Raw genomic sequence first — 18,226 nt, forward strand, 5'->3', positions numbered from 1 at the left:
TATAAGAGACAGTCGGTGACCCATCCGGGCGGCAGACCCATCATCCATTCGGCGAACGCAGCGGCGAGGCGTGGCCGGTTCTTGCCGGGCTCGGTTGGCGACGGCGCGGGGTGCCCGAACGCGACCTCCTGACGGGCGACGGCAGGGGCGTACTGTCCGAACTGCTCGTGGGATGCGATGCCCTTGAGTAGTAGTTCGCCGCCGCGCGCGCCGCCACGTCGCTCATGCCCACCCGTAGCATCGGCCACGGAAGGCGTGGGGAGCGTGGCGACGGCGATACCCAGTGGCATCCCGAAGCCGTTGCCGTTGCCCAGTTCGGCCTTGACGCAGTCTCGGCGGGCCTGCCATGCGTCCACGTCCTCGCCGTCGTTGAACGCGCCAGCGGCCGGCGTGGGGAGCATGGTCACGACGGTGCGCAGGTCAGGCCCACCCGTGCCATGCTCGCCCGCGCCGTGGGTGTCCGACGACCGCGGCGTGGGGAGCATTCTCAGAGCCGCAGCACCCGCGTGTTCAACGGCAGCGTGTTCCGCCTCATTTGCGATGGGGCGCCCAGATTCTTGGCGTCCTGCGTGGTCGGCGTCGGCAGCATCTCGTCGCCAAGCGAGGACGAACACTCGGAACCGCTGGTGACAGGCGCCGACGTCGGACGCTCGTAGGCCGTGCCATTCCGCATCGAACCCGAGGTCACCCAAGTCTCCGAGTACACGTCCAAGTGCTCGCAGAACAGGCCCTCTGTCATCGGGACTTCCCATACATCCCGGGCAGTGTTCCAGGTCGCTAGCGGCCTTAGCGGAGAGACTTCCTCGGACGTTCTCCCAGACGACGTATGTGGGTTGGACATGGGCGATTGCCTCTCTCATGGTGACCCACAGGTTGGAGCGGGTGCCGTCGGTCATGCCGGCGCGTCGTCCGGCGGTGCTGAGGTCTGGGCATGGGGATCCGCCCGTGATGAGGTCGACGGGCGGGACGGTGCTCCAGTCGACGCGCGTCACGTCGCCGAGGTTGGGGGCGTCGGGGTAGCGACTCGCGAGCACCTTGCGCGCTCCCGAGTCAATGTCGGAGGTCCACACGACCTGGGCTGTCGGGAAGACGGCCTCTAGCGCGAGATCCAAGCCGCCGTAGCCCGAGAAGAGGCTCCCGACTCTGAGGGTGTCCAGATCGTTGACTTGCTCCCCACGGCTGAAGCCGGGGGATTCCTGCTTCTTCAACGGACGCCTCCTCGCTCTAGGAGCGAGGCGGTCTCACTCCATCTCCACAGGCTGAAACCGCGAGCCTCCACATGCGGTAGACTCGCCTTATGGCATACGAACCAACTCAGGCGCGAAGAATCGCGGCGGGACTCTGCAAGGATTGCGGCGAAGAGCGGGGGCCGACTGGTACCACACGCTTCTGCCGACCTTGCGCAGATCATCACTCCAAGCGCCAGGCGGAACGCAAGGAGAACCTGAGAGCCAAGTGGGCGGAAACTGGGCTCGCTTGCAACAACTGCGGAGCACGCCTCCCGGATGAGCGCTACAAAAACTGCGTCCAGTGCCGCGAGAAAGCGCGGGAACGATACGGCGCAAGGGGCGCGGAATACCGACGAAGTCGCCGAGGTACAGGCTTCTGCTTGGCGTGCTCTGCGCCATCGACACACGCGAGCAACTACTGCCGCGTGCATTGGCTGCAGGGTATCGCCAACAAGTACGGATTCAAAGGAGACCAGTACGCGGCATTGTGGGCCAAGCTCGAAGCGCAAGGATTCCGCTGCTACTACACCGGCGTCAAACTTGTGCCCGGCGTGAATGCCAGCTTGGACCACCGCATACCCCGAAGCCGCGGCGGGGACCCGCGAGACATGGATAACTGCGTCTGGTGCGACCGCCTGATCAACGCTTTCAAGAACGACTTGACTGACGCGGAGTTCATCGAGCGGTGCCGACTGGTGGTTGAACGGCTGGGCTAGTGCTCGGCTTGCTCCGGGGTCGGGTAGAAGCGGTACTTGTACGCCCGCCTCACAACCTTGCCGCTCATAGTTGACAGTGTAGCAGGTTTCGCTGTCACTTGATGCGCTTACCCCATAGCTGAAGCAAGGGGCATGCGCGCTACCAATCACGGTCATGATGTCTCCTGTCGGTTGCGGAGCGCCTGGCGTAGGCGCTCGCGGTGGGGGTCACTGGTCCTCCTGGGGTGTCGGGTCGTGGTCGTGTCCGGCTGCCGGCGGTGGCCGGAGCACGAAGGCCTCCTCGACGGCGAGCAGTCCGTCTCGGGAGGGGTGGGGGTCGTGCCAGAGTTGCCCGTCGCGGTAGAGCACCTGGTGATGTGAGTGCGTCGGCGCGTCGCCGGGCAGGATGGTCGCCCAGTGCGTGCGCATCTCCAGTTGGACGGGGCCGACCTCGCCGGACCTCGCCTTCGCCACCAGCAGCTCCGCCTGCCAGCGCTTGTCCTCGTCGGGGGCGAGCTGCTCGCGGGTGTCTGCGGTCACTATGCCTCCATGGGGCGGGTGAATCCGCAGGGTTGCGGGAGGGGATCGACGTAGATGGACATGGGGGTCTCGATATGGACGGGCGGGGCCTGCTCGTCGGGTAGGGGATGCTCGTCGGGTGCGTGTCGTGCGATGGTGAGGTGGAGTTCCCAGCGCCCGACAGTGAGGGTGAGGGTCATCAATCATCACCTCCTCGCCGTCTGGACGTGAGCGGCGAACGGGTCGGAGCGCTGGGGAGTAGCGGCACCCCTCGATGCCACGACCCTCGCCTGTCCTGCACGACGTGCCCGTCGCGCTCCATGGTGAGTAGTGCAGCCATCACCTCTACGACTGAGGCGCCGATGTTGGCGGCTATCACCGACGGTGTGGTGACCCGACCGCGTGAGCGTCGGGCGGGCAAGAACTCCCAGATGCGGCGATTCACTGCTCAGCCCACAAGTGCGCACGGCGGGCGCGGGCTGCCGCCAACACGTCTCCATAATAGGTTTCCTCCCAGCTTTCCGAGTCGCGTCCGTGCACAGCCGACCGCTTCGCCTTGGTGGAGCCGAGGATGTGGACGCGCAGCCAGCGACGGTCCAACTTGCCACCGAAGCTCAATGCGTAGGTGGGATGCACGGGGAGGTGGCGCGAGTGCAGGTAGGCGTACACGTCGACGGCGGTCCAGCGGATGATGGGTCGGCACGTGCGCTCTGTGGAGGTGCCGTGCCAGCGCAGCGACCCGGCACGAACAGCCGACTCCTCGGCCCGAACCCCCGACACATACCGGCCGGGGATAAGTTTGGCCATGATGTTGGTTGCCTTGCGGTTGGGGTCGGCATGGATCGCCTCGAACCCTGGTTCGCCTCGCTGCGGGACACGGCCCTCGTACAGGGCCTCGTGATAGTTGATGCCCGGGTGGGTGTCGAGGAATGCGTCTCGCACCCAGTCGGTTTCGGGTGGTTCCCAATCGGCCACGCGGGCACGCTTCATCGTGACCTGCGGGTCGGCGAGGTAGGCAAGGTGTGCGACCACCACTGAGTCCTTCCCCCACGACATGGACACGAACCCCTCGTCAGCATCAAGGAAGCGGCGGATTTCGGAGATGGCTTCCCCCTCGATCCGGTCGAGGCGCGCCGAATCAGCTTCGGCGATGAGATTGTCGTAGCGTTCCAGTGCGGCCCAGTGGTTGCGGTCGGGTCCGGTGATGCGGGGAGAGTCGGTCAGCATGGGGCCTCCTTGGTCCACAGGATTTCGGTACGGGGAACGGTGCGACCCATCGGCACCTGTGCGCGGGCGGCGATAGGGTGCCGTGCCCATCCCCGGACTGCGGTGAGTGCAGTGTCGTACACGGTGTCTGGGTAGCCGGACACCGCCAGGGCGGCGTGGTTGACGGTTGCGATCGCGTTGACCAGGGCCAGGTGGTTGCCGTCATCCATGTGGTGCGGGTAGCGGACGCTGCCGGGGTATGGGGGGTCGATATAGAGCAGGCATCCGGGCTTGTCGTACATGTCAAGCATCTCGACGGCGGGGCGCTGGTCAATGCTGACACGGTGGAGCCGGGCCGCTGCTGGGGCGAGCCGCGACGCCCACGACGCCATGGTGTGGGGATGGGAGCCGGTGGCGATCCTCTTGACCCAGAAATCGTGCCGCTGCTCGGTGGTGCGGAGCGTGTTCTGGGTCAGCCGCACCCATACTTGGCGGGCACGCTCCACCTCGCTGGACGCATCGCTCCCGATAGCTTCGTACAGTTCGACGCGCGAGTGGGGCGTGAGGACACATGCGCGCTCCAACGCCTCCGGCTGGTCGCGCAGCACTCGCCAGAACGTGACCAGATCACCGTCCAGGTCGTTGACGGTCTCCGCCTCCGACGGTGTTTTGGCGAGCAGCACCGCGAGACTCCCGCCACACACCTCCACGTAGTGCCGGTGGGCCGGCAGTAAGACGATGATTTTGGCGGCGATCATCGTCTTACTGCCGACGTAGGGGAAAGGTGGTCTCACGCGCACTCCACTCGGTCGCCGTGGTGCCAGTAGGGTGGGCGGACGCGTTGCAACTGCCCACCCTCGGTGGGCATCGGTCGATCTCTCCACCCATCACGGACGCCCGCCTCGATGCTCCACCCGGACACCCTCCCGTATCCGACGGCGGCATGCGCCCCCAGATGTGTCACGTCGACCAGCAGGGCGTGCAGGGCATCCACGTCAGTGGTGTCTGCGTCCCACCACACACGCGGTATCCAGGCCGCAGCTACGGTTACGTCACGGGCTTTGTGGGGCCCGAGCCCGGGATGGTATTTCTGATCCTTCGTGTAGCGAGCCATCGCATCGGCGGCTGGTTTGCGGCGCAGTTCGATCGCTGTGTGCGCCTCAACATGGGGGTGGGCGCGGGACACGCACCACCCCCATGTTCCAGCCTCCATCCACCGGGCGAGCGGCAACACCGCATCGCCGGGCGGTTGGCCGGGAACAATCCGGCCCGACCCCTGCAACTGCCACCATGCCCACGACAGTGGCCCGTCGAGCATCATCGGGGTCTCCGTGAGCCCGATCGACAGGCTGTCGAGGTGGGCGGTGATCCTCACTGGCTGGATCATCCCGCCACCTCGGTGAGCAGGTCGAGGATATCGGCGCGGGTGTTTTTGAGTCGGGCCGACCACGCATCCACGATGTGCGGGTCCGTGCCAAGCCCGTCGATGCGCACCATGCCTGCGCCCGTGCTGGACTTCGCGCCGACGCTTGCCACACCGTCGGGCGCCCACAGGGACGCTGCCACAGCCAGCATGGTCTGGTGTTGCTCGGTGGCGGCCGGGGTGAGCTGCATCGACCCACACAGGACAGCGCCAGATTTGATGGTCTGCCAGTCGTAGATCATCTGTGTAGATGCGAGAGTCTGCGCCATGTCGAGGTAGCGTCCGGCCGGTGTGGTGGTGATGTCGTGGCGGGTGCCGAACTCCTCCGACCGGTAGGCAGCGGCCCGCTTCAGAGCGTGCGCGGTCTCTGCGACATGGCCGGGCAGCCGCCACGCGTTCTCGGCGCAGACGAGCATCAGTGGAGATATGCGCACCGTGCCTGCTGCCAGATCGGAGCGGGCCGAGTAGCCGAGCATCGCCAGGTGCGGCAGCAGTTCCTCCACGCGGCGGAGGGTGTCAAGGTTGGTTTGCGACCCGGTTTCGGTGATGGCCCCGCCGGACCACAGCAGGTCAACCACTGGCTTAGACAGGCTGCCCGGTTCTATGTTGAGCGTGCGGGCGAGGTGCCACGCCAGCGCCGACCGGAGTCCGTGGCGAATCGAGTTTCCGGAGATGTAGGGCACGGTGGCGGTGGTTCCGTCGGGTTGGATGATCTGCTCGGTCCGCAGCAGGGCGGTGTTCCCGGCGGTGCCTGCGCCATGATGCAGCGGGGTGAGAGCGGTCGCGGTGTAGTACGTGAGGCTCATGATGTGTGTCTCTCTTTCGGTCAGTATGGGGCGGGGGCGTCGAGGGCAGGCTGGAGGTTTTTGCTGGTGCGGCGGGCGGTGCGCTCGACGCGGACGAGGGCGACCATGTAGACGTGCTCAGCGGCGACACGATCAGCCCATTCGGTGTAGGACGGGTCAATCACCTCGGCGAGGGCAGTCACGGTCCGCGACGCCGATTCACTGAGCACATCGACCTGGAGTTTGGCGGCAGCGATCGTCGTCGCTTGGGCGAGAGTGGTAGCGCCCGCTGCAGCGGCTTGAAGCGCGGCAGAGGCTCGATCCCACCAATGGCTGGCCCCGATGGTGTCCACGTCGGCGGAGTCGAGTAGTGCTGACAGCCACTTCCGGGTGGCATCGAGCAGGATGTCGGTCATTGCATGGTTCCTTTCGTGATGGTCCACAGCGCGAGGTCGAGCAGTGGTGATCTGAGGTAGGGGGCGAGCGGGCGGGAGTGCTCCACCCATGCGGCGAGCTTGTCGGCGGTCGCGATACCGGACGGGTCTCCCGTGAGGACGGCTGACGCGGGGACTCCGAGACGGCGCAACTCCAGAGCGTGCCCGCGAACCATCATCCACTCATCCGGGGTGGATGTGACGGTGGTGGACTCCATCCGCATCTGCCACCGACCTGCCCCGGTGTTGACGTGGGCGTAGGGCAGGACATGTTTTTGTCCCGACACTGCGACGGTGACCAGCCACTCACCATCAGGCGGGGTGGCTAGGATGTCGGAGATGGGCGCTGGATTGGACCGGTTCAGCAGGGTCAGGCCCGGCCCGTCGGGCATGGCACATTTCTCATGTTTGGGCGGCAGGTCACTGCCTGGGGCGGCGATGATGCTCCACATCCGCAGCGTGACAGGGGGCTTCCCCGAGCAGGCCCACAGGCAGGCGGCACATACGTTGGTGGAGTCAGGACGGCGCCAGCATGAGTGGTCGGTCCAGTCGTTGCCGAGCGCCTTGCCGACTGGTGCGGCAGGCAGGTCGTTGCCGCCACACATGCGGCACGTTTCAACATCGCCCAGGAGCGCGGCCATGGACGCCACCGGCGAGGGTTGTCCGGCGAGTTCCCATACCAGGCGCGTCGGGGCGGTCATGACCGCACCTCGGAGGCCAGCAGTAGCCCGCACCCGTACGCCTTGCCTGATCCGACCCCGGATATGCGGAGAGCGTGGAGTGCGTCGGCGTCAGTCACAGTCCCGGAGGCGATGAACTCCACCCGCCGTAGCGTCACGACGTGCCCCGGTTTGGCGGTGACAACGGGGGCCAGGTTGTGATGGGCGATGTGTGTGACATCGACAGCGCTGGACAGCTTGCGCAGGAACCAGCCATCCCAGTCAGCTTCAGCAAGCGGATTGCGCGTGCCTCGGCCACCGCCGCCGCCCCGCATAGATCGGGTCGGGTTCGCTATCAACGCCATCTGCACCACCGCGCCCTCTGGGCAGAATTTGAGATCGCCTTGTGATACACGGATCGCCCACTCGGGAGCGAGCCCCAGACGGGTTTGGGTGATGACGATCCCGTGGCGAGGAAATGCCCACAGCGGGCGCGGATCGCTGGATACCTCAGCGATCCGCTGGTGGAGCCAGCGCGTGTCATGAGGAGTCCCTCGGGGTAGCCGCAGGTGGGTGAGTATCATGCTGATTCCTTTCGTTTCGGCTCGGTCCGGTCGGTCAGCTCTGCGACGAAGCCCCGGCCCGCGTTGTCGAGGTGGAGTGCCACGTCGGAGAGGGGCACCGAGTCGGCGATCGCGGCGAGGTGGTTGAGGCTACGGGCGATCTGCTCGGACAGGCGGTCACTCATCACTGTCCTCGATGGTGGCGAGCTGCCGTATGCGCGATTCTGAGGGCCTTTCAGTGGCTTGGGGTCCATGGGTACCAGTCTGCCCCTGTTCGTCGCTCTCCGTGTCCACGTGAGAGCAATGAGCGGCATTCCAGCGAGTATCCACCAGGCCGGTCGTCCACTGCCCGGACCGGTTTCTGGTCATGCCCCGGTCGAGCATCTCTGCCTCGGTGAGGCAGCGGCGGCGGGCCGGGCCGGTGATTTGCCCGTGCTTCCCGGTGCGGTGCATGTCGCCGGAGGTGGTGCTGGTGAAGGTTTCGTGACACCACCACTGTATAATGAGGTTATGGACGTTATCTGTGTCGACTGCGGTCAAGTCATCCCTGGAGCTGCTCACCAAAGGAGGCGGTGTGATGCCTGCCGGAAGGAACGGTTTCGTTCCTATGCCAAGCCAATTCGCACACTTAGGGACGGCGAAGAACCACCGGCGGGAGAGCCCCGTAGGTTCATCAACGGTGAGGGGTACATCAGGCTCCGCTGGAGTCTTCCCGGCGAGTACGTCGAGGCATACGAGCATCGTGTCGTCGCCGGAGCGAAAGACGGCGAGCAAGTTCACCACATCGATGGGAATCGAACCAACAACGATCCGAGCAACCTCTGCGTGCTGTCCCCCGAGGAACATCACAGACTGCATGCGGAGCATGGGAGTGGGCCCGCTTCCACCCACAAGTTCATCAGGATCGACGGGGATGAGGCCGAGAGGCTCTACAAGCTTGGCTATGGGACTGAGCGGATCGGACGGATCTTGAGTGCTGACCCATCTGCCGTCTGGCGCCTTCTCAAACGCCGCGGCGTTCAGATCAGGCGTGGCTACGGCGGGCCAAAGCGCAAAGCAGGCTAGCCCTTTAGCGCCGCAGTGCTCGGCGCGGCTACCGGCAATGGTGGCGTCGCAGGTGGAGCAGGTCCAGGTCATGATGTCTCCTGTCGGTTGCGGAGCGCCTGGCGTAGGCGCTCGCGGTGGGCTCTGATCTGGTCGGGGGTGGCGAGGTCGGTGCGTTGCTCCGGCTGCCATGTCGGCAGGGTCGGGGTCGCAGGTCGCCCGGCTGCCTCGGCTCGTCGTGCGGCGAGGCGCTCCAGCTCGAAGCGGATGCCTGCTGGGGTTTTGTGGTCGTGGTTGCAGGCGGCGGCGATGGCTGCCCATGCGAGGTCGGCGAGGCTGTCGGTGTCGAGGCTGGCGAGGATGGAGGCGACGGGTGGCTGGAGCCATGGCTGTCGGTCGGGGTAGCGCATCGCGGCGCGAGTGTGGCAGGTGAGTGCTGCGAGGTCGCGGCACCAGTCGGCGGGGGCTCTCATGCTGCGTCCCGGTTTTGTCGCGTAGCGAGGTCGGCAAGCAAAGATCGCGAGCCCCTACCTACCGGACTTTTTTTGCTTGCTGAACCACAATTCTCAACCACAGATAGACGCAAGGGTTCAGCGTTACTCGCGCTGCGCGGGCGGTTTGAAGGTTTGTAGGTTTGTAGGTAGTTGGGGATGGGTTTGCCGAAGGGTTTCGGCAATGATTCGCTGAACGGTTTCGGGAATGGTTTCCTGAACGGTTCGGGGAATGGTTTCGGGAATGGTTTTGTGGTCATGGCGTGATCCCGATCTGCTCGGACATGTGTGGCAACAGGTCAGCGATGACGTCCCAACTGGAGGCGAGCGCGTCACCCTCCTCGCTCCAGATGCGTGCCACCTCGGCGGTGATCTGGTCGCGGATAGCGGTCGAGGCGATGCGGTCGAGGGCGCGGCAGAATGCTTTCGTCACGTTGGGTTTCGTCAACACCTTGTCGTGCCTCAGGAATGAGCGCACGAGGATTTCACCGGTTGAATGGTCGATGACTAGCAGGTTTGCGTCTGCGAGCGAGTCCCACGCTTTGGCAACCTTGCGGGGTGTCAGGTCGGCGGCGTTGCCTGCATACCTGGCTGGGAAGTAGGGGACAACCCCGGCCCATGACAGGTCTGGGCTGGACAGGAGCGCCATGTAACAGTCGTGTTGGGTGGTGGTCAGCGTGGCCCAATCTGGGTCGCGGTGGGTCGAGACGAGGTAGCGTGCGAACTCTCTAGCCATCGTCGCCCGCTCTCAGGATCGCGGCAGTTTCGGCCTCGATTTCCTTCACGATGTTCTTGATGACGCCCGCCATGTAGCGGAAGACTGTGCGACTTGGGACGCCGTAGGCTTCGATTGCGATGCTGTGCGCCTCAGCTATACGGTCGTAAGGCACTCCGTTATCGAGCCAACGCACCACACTTTGCTTCCAATCGGCGGGCAGAAACGTGCAATCTTCGTCCCAAACTCGCCACGTTTTGCGAAACTTCTGGCACTGTTTGGACCATCTGTCGCGCCGTTCAGAGACGCGCTGGGCTGCGATCTTGCGGGCCTCAGCCCACCGTTTCGCGTCCTCACTCACGTCGGCGACGAGGGGTGTGTCCGGGTGACTGGAGGCCTTCCCGGCGTTGCAGTCCATGCAGCAGGCGACCAGGTTCTCTGGGGTGTCTGCGCCCCCGAGGCTGGTAGGGGTGACGTGATCGACGGTTAGTTCATTGTCCTTACGGTGGCAGTATCGGCACTGGTAGCCATCGCGTCGCAGTACCTCGAATCGGGTGCGCTTCGTCACTGGCATGGCGTCTCGTCCTCTCTGTCGATGTTGTCGTCTCTGCGCACGACAAAGTCGGGGCCGTCAGCGACCCGGGGCATGGGGGGTTTCATCCGTCCACCTCCTGGAAGATGAGCGTCAGCCGGACGTGCCCCGGTTTGCACCGCTCGGCCTGCGGTCGCCAGTCGGGGCCGATGAGGTGGGTGTCGTCGTCGTCGGGCAGGAGCGGCACCCAGCCGTGCGGACGCCAGCCGCAGCCGCTCACGAGACCATCCACGAGCGCCTTGATGGTCGGGTTGAGGTTGTGGGCGTCTCGCCGCCTGCGGTCGGGGTAGGCGACGTGCACGGTCAGGTGGGCGCGCTGCATCTGGTGCGGGTCGTGGCCCTGCGTGACAGCCGCCATCTGGCGGAGGTTGCGCACGAGGCTGGCCTGCCGCGCCCAGTGTTTGCGGTCATTGGCGGTCACGATGAGTGCGCGGGGCAGCTCGAACTCGTAGGTGGCGGTGGTCATGCCGCTGCCCCCAGCGCTTGTGCGCCACAGAGACCCAGCCAGTGGGCCACGTTGACGGCCACGGCGTTCCCGGCCTGCATCTGCTGTTCACCCTGATTGCCGTGGATGATGTAGTGCCTCGGGAAGGCTTGGGCGTTGGCTGCCTCCCGTGGCTTCAGCATGCGGAAGTAGCAGTCCTCGACGTTGATCGCCGGCGTCAGGACGCCGTGCTGGTCTCGTGTCGCCATCGTGGATAGCGGGTCGGCGACGGCGGGGTAGGGTCGAGAGCCGCGCCGGAAGGGGATAACGAGTCCGTGGTGGAAGCCAGCGCCTGTGAAGGTTGCCAGTGGGTCGCTCGTGCTGGATGGTTTGGCGTGCCTGCGGAGCGTGACGAGGAAGTCGGCGCCGCTGGCCCGCTGGGTGCGCATCGGTGCATGCACGCTGGTGCCCTTCTGGTCACCTGCGCCGCCCATGAGGTAGGACACGACGCCGAGCTGGGTTGGGAGTGGTCGGGATGCTGGGCCGAAGTGCCGTCCACAGCTCCCGCCGTTGTTGACGCTCATCACAAAGTCGCGGTCGAAGTCGCCGCGTAGCAGCATCTCCAGGCCGGTCTCGACTCGGCGCATCGTGGACGCTGCCAGCGGTCGGGTGCGGTCGCCGATCCTCGTGCCGACGTCGGTCCAGTCGATCGCGGATGCGGCGGGCCTGACGTAGGGCTCGACCCTGCCGTGATCGCCCTCGGGGCAGACGTAGATGTACTGGCGGTCGTACTTGCCGATGTGGCGTCCGGGCCGCTTCCACCACTGCATGGCTGCCACGTCCGTGCCGCACTTCTCGCACCAGGCCAGCGGTCGCGGCCGCACGTCGGGGGCGGGCACGCCCTTGCGGTTGAAGACGATGTACATACGGTCTCGCCACTGCGGTGCGGGCGGGTTGGTGTCGGAGCCGATGTGAGCTGCGGAGACGGAGACGAACTGGGCGGTGTAGCCGAGGGTGGTCATGCCCGCCAGCCATGTATCGAACAACTCCCACTGGGCTGCCTCCACGACATTCTCGATCATGACGAGCGGGTAGCGGAAGATTTCGGCGGCGCGGATCACCTCCCAGAATGTGACGCGGGTCCGCTCGAACGCCTCGGTGGGGACGTGGCCGTGTTCCTCGAACAGGTCGAGTTGTCGCGTCCGTTTGCGGTGTCCACCGGCCGGTGATACCTCGGTGCAGATGGGGCTTGCCCACAGAACGTCGGTGCGTGGCAGGTAGCGCAGGTCGATCGCGGAGATGTCGGCGCACAAGTGCTCAGTGTCGGGGTGGTTGGCGGAGTGGGTTTCGATCGCTCGCTGCCAGTGGTTGGCGGCGACCTTAATGTCGTATCCGGCGCTGCGGAGGCCGGTGGAGCTGCCACCCATCCCGCAGTTGCCGGTCCAGTGAACCCTTCCGTCGCGACGACACAGCCACGTCCCGTGCTCGACTGTGGGGCACCAAACGACGCCCGTGTGGTCGACCCACTCCACCCGGTTCTGGCGCAGGGGTTTCGCGGTGTCGCGGCCCATGAGGGCTACCGTCCACATTGGCACTTCGGTCCCGCGATACCGCTGGTGCCACGTGCGCACTGACGTGGAGTGCCCGGCCAGGATGGCGGCGAACTGGAACGCATCGCACCGATCCGGGTCACCTTGGGTCAGAGTCGCCTCATGGGTCAGGTCACGAACGCGACGAGTCCCGTCCGCCAGCATCGAGACCTCGATAAGAAGGTCGAGTTGCGCCTGTGTGAGGCATAGCATCCACTCGTGAGCAGGGGCCTTGTTGACGAGTGCACCCGCAACTGGCGCGGCGGCAGCGCGGTTCAGCCTCCAGCAGCGCTGGTCTCCCCAGTCGCTCACCGTCCAGTAGGCGCGGCCATCGGTGCGGCGTCCTGGGGGCCCATATAGGGCGGTGAGTGCCGCAGTGATCCGCCGGCAGTTGTCCGGGTTGTGGCTACGCGACTGATAGATGTGTAGCCGTCCATGGGCGCGGAAGTTACCCTCGGTCCATGCCCATCCGACCAACTCCACCAGTTCGTTGCGGACACCGGAGGCTTTCGGCAGGTTGAACGGGGCTGAGCGCTTGACCATGGACTCCGACGTGAGGTCCCTGGTTGTGCGCCACCGCATCGTGGCGCTGCCGCCGCGCCTATTACGCTCCCAGGTGGGCCACCGGTGGTCGGCCGTAACGAGCGCCGAGATGCCTTTCCCGTGGATTCTGAGCATGCGCTCGTCGGTCGCGTCGAATCGGTGAACCTGCTCGACGGGGGCAAACCCAGCGATGCCGGTTTCGACATTCAGACTGGCGACCAAGTCACCGACCTCAACCTCGTCATGCAGTCGCCAACCGTGAACGGTCAGGATCTCGGTCTGCTCGTCGGCGCAGAAAAAGTCAACGGCGGTGAGCATCAGAATGGTGCCTCTCCGGTCTGGCTCGCCCACGGGTCATCCTGGGGCTGCGGTACCTGCGTCGCCTGCCCGCGTTGGCTGCGGTTGACGATGGCGGTCTGGGTGCGCAGCGAGGGTCCGATGTCGTCCACGGACAGCTCGAAGGTGGTGCGGCGCTGACCCTCCTTGTCCTCGTAGGTGCGCGACTGGAGCTCACCGGTCACGATGACCCGCATGCCCTTGCGGAGGGTGTCGGCGGCGTGCTCGGCCATGTCGCGCCAGACGGTGCAGCGCAGGAATGTGGTGTCGCCGTCGATCCAGTCGCCGGTCTTCTTGTTGTAGTGGCGGTGATTGTGGGCGACCGTCATGGTGGCGACGGCGGCCCCGGCCTGAGTGAAGCGGACCTCGGGCGCGTCCGTCAGGTTGCCGCAGATGGTGATGGTGTTGGTGCTCATGATTGGTCCTCTCTCTGGCCGCAGTGGGTGCAGCGGCCGTGTCGGTACAGGTGTCGTGGGGTGATGGGTTGGCGGTGGTCGTCTAGTCCCATCGCGCCGGTGAGGATGTGGAGGGCGGAGCAGGCTGCCGGGGCGGGGGCTCGGCGGTCGTCACCCGCCCCGGCAGCGACTCGGGTGGTGCTCATGCGGCCACCGCGCTCTCGACCCGGTTGGCGTAGGTGGCGCGCATTCCCTCATCGGTGGCGAGGTAGGCCATGTGCGCGAGGTGGTCGCCGACCTCACGGAGCGCGGCGGCGTGGGTGGGTCGCCAGCGTCCGATGTGGCCGCAGTCGCAGCGCCACACCCAGTGGTCCGGCGTGTCGCGCCAGATGTGCGGCTTGTGGTCGGAGAACCAGGCGGCGACGATCTCGCGCAGGTCGCTCTCGATGCGGCGCTTGTCGCCGTCGTAGTCAAAGAACCGATGCCGGCGGTCGCCGTGCTGGCCGTGGGAGCCGCAGTCGAACAGCTCGCACGTCGTGCCCTGCTCGTGGGTTACGCGCTGGTCGTGGTCGCGGCGGAAATGGATGACGATCTCGCGGTAGTGTGCGCGGTTCGTGGCGTCTCGCTGCCAGATTTCGACGCCCCCGCGCTCGGTGGCGATGCCCCAGCCGGTGTAGCCACCGGGGTTCGTAGTAGGGATGACGACGGTCATGCCGTGGCCTCCTGCTCGGCGTCGGGCACCAGCTCCGCCTCGTACACCTCGCCCGTGTCGGGATCGGCCAGCGACTCCGCCACAGCAGCCTCGGCGGCGACCAGTTCGGTAAGGGCAGCGATCACGGCAGCAGCCTCGGTCTCCGTCAGGTCGGTCGCGGACGTGAGCGGATGTCCGACAGCCTCGACGGCGAAGTCCAGCGCCTGCCTCTTGGTGAGCCCGGCCTGTTTGACGAGTCCGCCGATGGTGGTGGTCTGCTCGGTGCTCAGCATCGGCTCAGCCATGCCGCGCAACGCCTCCATCGCAGCATCGACGTTGGTCGGGGCCGGGTCAGGCGTCGGCTGCTGCTGGGTGACCGTGACCCGCTCCGGTGGCGTGCCGGCCCCCAGTTCCTCGGGGGTGTAGATGACGCCGTACAGGGCGTCGGATGCGCCCATGCGGCACACCTCGGTGATGGCGCGGGCGCGCATCATCTGCCCCTCATACTTGGACCAGTTGCCCTTGCCGGACAGTCCAGCCGCCTTCGCCTTCGTCCTGTCCCAGCAGGACGTGAACTCGAAGTCGGGGTCGTCGGCGCGGATCAGGGTGGCGGTCACGACCGGGCCATGCTCGGTGGCCTCCTCGCGGATGCGCAGCTTGTGCCCGGCCCGGCGCACCAGTGAGGCGAGCAGGTCGGCCGACGCGGTCGGCTTACCCTCGATCACGTGGATCGAGTTGATGGCCTGCATAGGCGGGATGCCGAGCGCGTCCCCGTACTCGATCGCGATGAGCACGTTCGCGGGTTGCTTGTAGTACTGCCTGGGGAGCAGGTTCCCGTCTGCGAGGGTGCGGGCGTACTCGAGTTTTTGGGGCATAGTTGCCAGTTCGGTGCCGGTCATGCTGCTGTCCTCTCTGTGGTGGCCGCGTCTCGTGCGGCGTGGAGGTCGGTGATGAAGCGCTGCCCAGCCCTCAGCAGGGCGGTGGACAGCGTCGGGTTGAAGCGGATCGGGTAGGTGGCGAAGTCGAAGCCGCGCTCGCCGCCGGCGAGGACAGCCAGCACAGCCCGGTCCAGACCGAGGACACCGAGGCCCCACTGCACCTGGTACAGGTAGTGCATCGGCACCCGATCGGTACCGGCCCGTCCCCATGCGTGCGCGGGGCGGTGGGGGTCGTCCCAGTCGTCACCGGTCAGGACGGCACGCCGGTCGGCGGTTTTCGCCTCGACCAGCACCCCGTCTGTGGTGACCGCATCTGGGTTGTACAGCGCCCAGTCGTGGCGGGGATGCACATGGGTGCCCGCCATCGCGTCGTCGTAGATGAGAGGCGTGGGCCATGAGGTGGTGAGGGATCGCCGCTCAGCGACCATGCCGAGGACAGCAGCCTCGAGCATGGTGCCGCGCCACATCGCCGGGGTCTGGGGGTGGACAGTGCCGGCGATCTTGTCGGCGATGAGCTGGTCGCGGTGGGTCCATGGGGACAGTCCGCAGGCGGCGGCGATCTCGGAGCCGCCGATCCGCCAGCGCCGCGCCTCATGCCACTCGGGCGTGTTCGGCGGGTAGGTGCAGAGTAGGGTCACAGTCCCGCCTCCCACCATGCAGCGGAGTCGAGGATCTCGCCGCAGTCGCCGCAGACCCGCCACGCATTGCAGCCGTAGGTCTCCACGTCGATCTCGCCGTCGTGGGGGCAGGCGTCCGGCTCAATACAGGCGCTCATGACCGGACCTCCGTCCCGAGCCACAGCCCGACGCAGACCACGCCGATGGACAGCAGGACCGCGATGACGGGCACGATGATGTCGAGCACGATGCGGCGGGTCATGACGCACCGCCGAGCGCGGCGAAGTCGATCCCGGCGGCACGCATCGGCTCGGTGAGCGTCGCGACCCCCAGCGCATCCGTGATTACACGGACCGTGGTGCATGGCCAATCGAAGGGCTCGCCATCGTCGTAGCGGCAGATCGTGCAAGCCCATCCCACGCGCTCATCGACATGCACCCACTCGCCCCCGTCGGTCTCCATGTGGTCGTGGTTGACCTCGTGGTCATCGCATTCACCCGGGATGCATGGCTCGAAGATGCCGACGCGGGGATGCTCCCGCAGTACCGCTTCCAGCGCGTCGAGCGCCTTCGGTAGGGCGGTGCTTGCATCCTCGACGGCAATCAGGCCGCAACCGCTCCACGCGTCGTAATCGCCAGTCGCGATAGGCGACCAGCCAGCCTCGGGGTGCTCGGCTTCAATGGCGGTGTAGGTGGGGCCATTGGTGGGGTCACCTTCTGCTCCCTCCCTGTAGCGCCAAGGTGCGGGGGGTGCGGCGTCCAGCAGGGCGCGGCGGCGAGCGATCCAACCGGCGGCGGACTCGACCATCTCGTCGGTCAGGTAGTCAGTCATAGCTGCCAGCTCCAATCTGGGGTTCCGTAGATGCCTGCTGCGAAGACGAGCAGGCAAGAGGTGATGATGATCAGGGCGAGTATGAGCACCTCGGCGGTGTGGTTGCGGTCAGTCATCGTCATCACTGCCGTCGCCGTCGCCACCGCCGTTGCCGTCGCCAGTGCCGTCGCCATAGCCGTAGCCAGTGCCGTCGCCAGTGCCGTAGCTATAACCGTCGCCGTAGGGCCAGACCTTGGCCAGCTCCAGGCCATCGATGTAGATGTCGCCGTAGGGCCAGACCTTGGCCAGCTCCAGGCCATCGATGGCGGACTCGAGGCGCGCCTTGGCCTCTACCATCGCTGTGGTCGAGGCGTCGACCTCGGCGAGTTGCGCCAGCAGTTTATGGCTCATGACTGCACCTCGATCGGGTCGCCGTCGATCGTGACGGGTCGGCAGGGTGTCGCCACGCGGGGTGCCTTGCACTTCGGGGTGTCGCCCAGGATCGGGCGCAGGTCAGCGACAGACACCCCGACCGCGAGCCAGCGCGTCGCCTCTCGGTGATATGCGGTCGCCTCCGCCGGGGAGGGCGAGAAGTGCAGCCCCCCGCCGCAGTCGTTGTCGTCGCGCCAGTCGGCGGCCTCCGGGAGCGTGCCGGGCGCGTAGCTGGTGCCGTGCGGGCTGATCCAGTTGTCCCCGACGGCCTTGTACACGGTCGCCACACCGTCAGCGACCTCGATTCCGTGGTAGGCGCACCATGCGTCCGGGTCTGTCGGCTCTTGCGTGTGGTCAATGATGACGCCTCCTACGATGGAGGCGCGCCTAGAGTGGCAGTGGACAGCGACCCGAGGTCTCGCCGTGACCGTGGCCGAGTCGTGGGCCCTGACCGTGGCCGAGCCGTAGGCCGCGACCGTGGCCGAGTCGTAGGCCGTGACCGTGGCCGAGTCGCAGGCCGTGACCGTGGCCGAGTCGTAGGCCGTGACCGTGGTTGAGTCGCAGGCCATGACCGTGGCCGAGTCGTAGGCCGTGACCGTGGTTGAGTCGCAGGCCATGACCGTGGCCGAGTCGCAGGCCATGACCGTGGTTGAGCCGTAGGCCCTGACCGTGGTTGAGCCGCAGGCCGTGACCGTGGTTGAGTCGCAGGCCCTGACCGTGATGTATGAGCCGGGCTCGGAGCGGATGTCGATGACCCGCGCTCCTGCGGCGATAGCGGCGTCCAGCTCGGCCTGAGTGGTGACAGTAATAGGATCAGTCATGAGATGTGCCCCTTCCTGGGGTACGTGGCCCTCGCCGTGTCAGCGGTGAGGGCCGATCTGTTTGGTGGGGTCAGCGCGTCTTGGAGCTGGTGATGAGCCGGTTGACCTGCGCGGCGGAGAACAAGACGCGCCCGTTTCGCTTGCTGGACGGCTTGTGTCGGCGAAGCTTCCCGTCGGCGGCGAGCCGGTCGACGGTGGTGAGGCTGACGCGCAGCAGGTCGGCCACCTCGGCGCGGGTCATCCAGTCGCCGCTCACGACATCACCTCGGCAGAGA

The 18,226-nt window shown here is 66.2% G+C and carries 26 protein-coding genes; 2 read left to right on the forward strand and 24 right to left on the reverse strand.

The annotated features are described in order from the left end of the window. The coding region (locus tag ACTQ0H_RS08390; protein WP_441548043.1) for a DNA cytosine methyltransferase at positions 1 to 1,208 on the reverse strand (1,208 nt) is incomplete at its 3' end. Positions 1,209 to 1,654: 446 nt separating this feature from the next. Between ACTQ0H_RS08390 and ACTQ0H_RS08395 the strand changes: the two genes are divergently transcribed. Beyond that, complete coding sequence (locus ACTQ0H_RS08395) at positions 1,655 to 1,945, forward strand: HNH endonuclease (protein WP_441085543.1); 291 nt, start codon at positions 1,655 to 1,657, stop codon at positions 1,943 to 1,945. Here the strand turns inward: ACTQ0H_RS08395 and ACTQ0H_RS08400 are convergent. The 9 genes from ACTQ0H_RS08400 to ACTQ0H_RS08440 all read right to left on the reverse strand — a co-directional run bounded on the left by ACTQ0H_RS08400 (position 1,942) and on the right by ACTQ0H_RS08440 (position 7,698). Beyond that, complete coding sequence (locus ACTQ0H_RS08400) at positions 1,942 to 2,013, reverse strand: helix-turn-helix domain-containing protein (protein WP_441042374.1); 72 nt, start codon at positions 2,011 to 2,013, stop codon at positions 1,942 to 1,944. The two genes, ACTQ0H_RS08395 and ACTQ0H_RS08400, sit on opposite strands and share 4 nt — an antisense overlap. Before the next feature lie 139 nt (positions 2,014 to 2,152). Beyond that, positions 2,153 to 2,464, reverse strand: a complete 312-nt coding sequence (locus tag ACTQ0H_RS08405; protein WP_441140858.1) for a hypothetical protein — start codon at positions 2,462 to 2,464, stop codon at positions 2,153 to 2,155. A gap of 420 nt (positions 2,465 to 2,884) precedes the next feature. Continuing rightward, positions 2,885 to 3,670 (reverse strand): phosphoadenosine phosphosulfate reductase domain-containing protein, encoded by a 786-nt coding sequence (locus ACTQ0H_RS08410; RefSeq protein WP_441548044.1) that lies wholly within the window; start codon positions 3,668 to 3,670, stop codon positions 2,885 to 2,887. Next, positions 3,664 to 4,533, reverse strand: coding sequence for a DNA adenine methylase (locus tag ACTQ0H_RS08415; RefSeq protein ID WP_441042278.1), 870 nt, complete (start codon positions 4,531 to 4,533; stop codon positions 3,664 to 3,666). The genes ACTQ0H_RS08410 and ACTQ0H_RS08415 overlap by 7 nt, the downstream gene beginning before the upstream one ends. Before the next feature lie 499 nt (positions 4,534 to 5,032). Then, positions 5,033 to 5,878, reverse strand: a complete 846-nt coding sequence (locus tag ACTQ0H_RS08420; protein ID WP_441085546.1) for a hypothetical protein — start codon at positions 5,876 to 5,878, stop codon at positions 5,033 to 5,035. 20 nt (positions 5,879 to 5,898) lie between these two features. Beyond that, the gene (locus ACTQ0H_RS08425; protein WP_441085547.1) at positions 5,899 to 6,273 is read right to left on the reverse strand and encodes a hypothetical protein; all 375 of its coding nucleotides are present in this window, start codon (positions 6,271 to 6,273) and stop codon (positions 5,899 to 5,901) included. Continuing rightward, the gene (locus ACTQ0H_RS08430; protein ID WP_441548045.1) at positions 6,270 to 6,992 is read right to left on the reverse strand and encodes a hypothetical protein; all 723 of its coding nucleotides are present in this window, start codon (positions 6,990 to 6,992) and stop codon (positions 6,270 to 6,272) included. The genes ACTQ0H_RS08425 and ACTQ0H_RS08430 overlap by 4 nt, the downstream gene beginning before the upstream one ends. Next, a complete protein-coding gene (locus ACTQ0H_RS08435) occupies positions 6,989 to 7,534 on the reverse strand; it encodes a type I-E CRISPR-associated protein Cas6/Cse3/CasE (RefSeq protein ID WP_441539869.1) in 546 nt (181 codons plus the stop codon). The genes ACTQ0H_RS08430 and ACTQ0H_RS08435 overlap by 4 nt, the downstream gene beginning before the upstream one ends. Further along, positions 7,531 to 7,698, reverse strand: coding sequence for a hypothetical protein (locus tag ACTQ0H_RS08440; RefSeq protein ID WP_441085550.1), 168 nt, complete (start codon positions 7,696 to 7,698; stop codon positions 7,531 to 7,533). Before ACTQ0H_RS08440 ends, ACTQ0H_RS08435 begins: the two co-directional genes overlap by 4 nt. A 325-nt stretch (positions 7,699 to 8,023) precedes the next feature. Here ACTQ0H_RS08440 and ACTQ0H_RS08445 point away from each other — a divergent pair, with 325 nt between their 5' ends. Beyond that, the gene (locus tag ACTQ0H_RS08445) at positions 8,024 to 8,578 is read left to right on the forward strand and encodes an HNH endonuclease signature motif containing protein (protein ID WP_441042299.1); all 555 of its coding nucleotides are present in this window, start codon (positions 8,024 to 8,026) and stop codon (positions 8,576 to 8,578) included. 68 nt (positions 8,579 to 8,646) lie between these two features. Here ACTQ0H_RS08445 and ACTQ0H_RS08450 read toward each other — a convergent pair whose 3' ends face one another. The 14 genes from ACTQ0H_RS08450 to ACTQ0H_RS08515 form a co-directional block, all read right to left on the reverse strand. After that, on the reverse strand, positions 8,647 to 9,030 hold the full coding sequence (locus tag ACTQ0H_RS08450) for a hypothetical protein (protein ID WP_441042288.1): 384 nt from the start codon (positions 9,028 to 9,030) through the stop codon (positions 8,647 to 8,649). Positions 9,031 to 9,304: 274 nt separating this feature from the next. Then, positions 9,305 to 9,784 carry a hypothetical protein gene (locus tag ACTQ0H_RS08455; RefSeq protein WP_441042290.1) on the reverse strand — a complete coding sequence of 160 codons (480 nt, stop codon included), beginning with the start codon at positions 9,782 to 9,784 and terminating at the stop codon, positions 9,305 to 9,307. Next, positions 9,777 to 10,337, reverse strand: coding sequence for an HNH endonuclease (locus ACTQ0H_RS08460; protein WP_343091532.1), 561 nt, complete (start codon positions 10,335 to 10,337; stop codon positions 9,777 to 9,779). Before ACTQ0H_RS08460 ends, ACTQ0H_RS08455 begins: the two co-directional genes overlap by 8 nt. 82 nt (positions 10,338 to 10,419) lie before the next feature. Then, positions 10,420 to 10,821, reverse strand: coding sequence for a hypothetical protein (locus tag ACTQ0H_RS08465; protein ID WP_315888634.1), 402 nt, complete (start codon positions 10,819 to 10,821; stop codon positions 10,420 to 10,422). Continuing rightward, entirely contained in the window at positions 10,818 to 13,229 is a 2,412-nt protein-coding gene (locus tag ACTQ0H_RS08470) for a DNA cytosine methyltransferase (RefSeq protein ID WP_441548046.1), read from the reverse strand. Before ACTQ0H_RS08470 ends, ACTQ0H_RS08465 begins: the two co-directional genes overlap by 4 nt. Next, positions 13,229 to 13,663, reverse strand: coding sequence for a single-stranded DNA-binding protein (ssb, locus tag ACTQ0H_RS08475; protein WP_441042297.1), 435 nt, complete (start codon positions 13,661 to 13,663; stop codon positions 13,229 to 13,231). The genes ACTQ0H_RS08470 and ssb overlap by 1 nt, the downstream gene beginning before the upstream one ends. Positions 13,664 to 13,844: 181 nt before the next feature. Then, on the reverse strand, positions 13,845 to 14,354 hold the full coding sequence (locus ACTQ0H_RS08480; RefSeq protein ID WP_441548047.1) for a hypothetical protein: 510 nt from the start codon (positions 14,352 to 14,354) through the stop codon (positions 13,845 to 13,847). Beyond that, positions 14,351 to 15,232 (reverse strand): hypothetical protein, encoded by an 882-nt coding sequence (locus ACTQ0H_RS08485; protein ID WP_441042249.1) that lies wholly within the window; start codon positions 15,230 to 15,232, stop codon positions 14,351 to 14,353. The genes ACTQ0H_RS08480 and ACTQ0H_RS08485 overlap by 4 nt, the downstream gene beginning before the upstream one ends. Beyond that, on the reverse strand, positions 15,229 to 15,909 hold the full coding sequence (locus ACTQ0H_RS08490; protein WP_441548048.1) for a lambda-exonuclease family protein: 681 nt from the start codon (positions 15,907 to 15,909) through the stop codon (positions 15,229 to 15,231). Before ACTQ0H_RS08490 ends, ACTQ0H_RS08485 begins: the two co-directional genes overlap by 4 nt. Beyond that, positions 15,906 to 16,046: a hypothetical protein gene (locus ACTQ0H_RS08495; protein WP_343118921.1), complete on the reverse strand. Its 141-nt coding sequence runs from the start codon at positions 16,044 to 16,046 to the stop codon at positions 15,906 to 15,908. Before ACTQ0H_RS08495 ends, ACTQ0H_RS08490 begins: the two co-directional genes overlap by 4 nt. A gap of 100 nt (positions 16,047 to 16,146) precedes the next feature. Next, positions 16,147 to 16,776, reverse strand: a complete 630-nt coding sequence (locus tag ACTQ0H_RS08500; protein ID WP_441538895.1) for a hypothetical protein — start codon at positions 16,774 to 16,776, stop codon at positions 16,147 to 16,149. A 51-nt stretch (positions 16,777 to 16,827) separates the two neighbouring features. Then, positions 16,828 to 17,109, reverse strand: coding sequence for a hypothetical protein (locus tag ACTQ0H_RS08505; RefSeq protein WP_441085734.1), 282 nt, complete (start codon positions 17,107 to 17,109; stop codon positions 16,828 to 16,830). After that, positions 17,106 to 17,951 carry a DUF7666 domain-containing protein gene (locus ACTQ0H_RS08510; protein WP_441042238.1) on the reverse strand — a complete coding sequence of 282 codons (846 nt, stop codon included), beginning with the start codon at positions 17,949 to 17,951 and terminating at the stop codon, positions 17,106 to 17,108. The genes ACTQ0H_RS08505 and ACTQ0H_RS08510 overlap by 4 nt, the downstream gene beginning before the upstream one ends. 70 nt (positions 17,952 to 18,021) lie before the next feature. Then, positions 18,022 to 18,226, reverse strand: a 205-nt coding sequence (locus ACTQ0H_RS08515; RefSeq protein ID WP_441401730.1) for a helix-turn-helix domain-containing protein, incomplete at its 5' end; no start/stop codon positions are given.

This window comes from Collinsella sp. LCP21S3_A3 (assembly GCF_052118905.1).
Classification (GTDB): Bacteria; Actinomycetota; Coriobacteriia; order Coriobacteriales; family Coriobacteriaceae; genus Collinsella.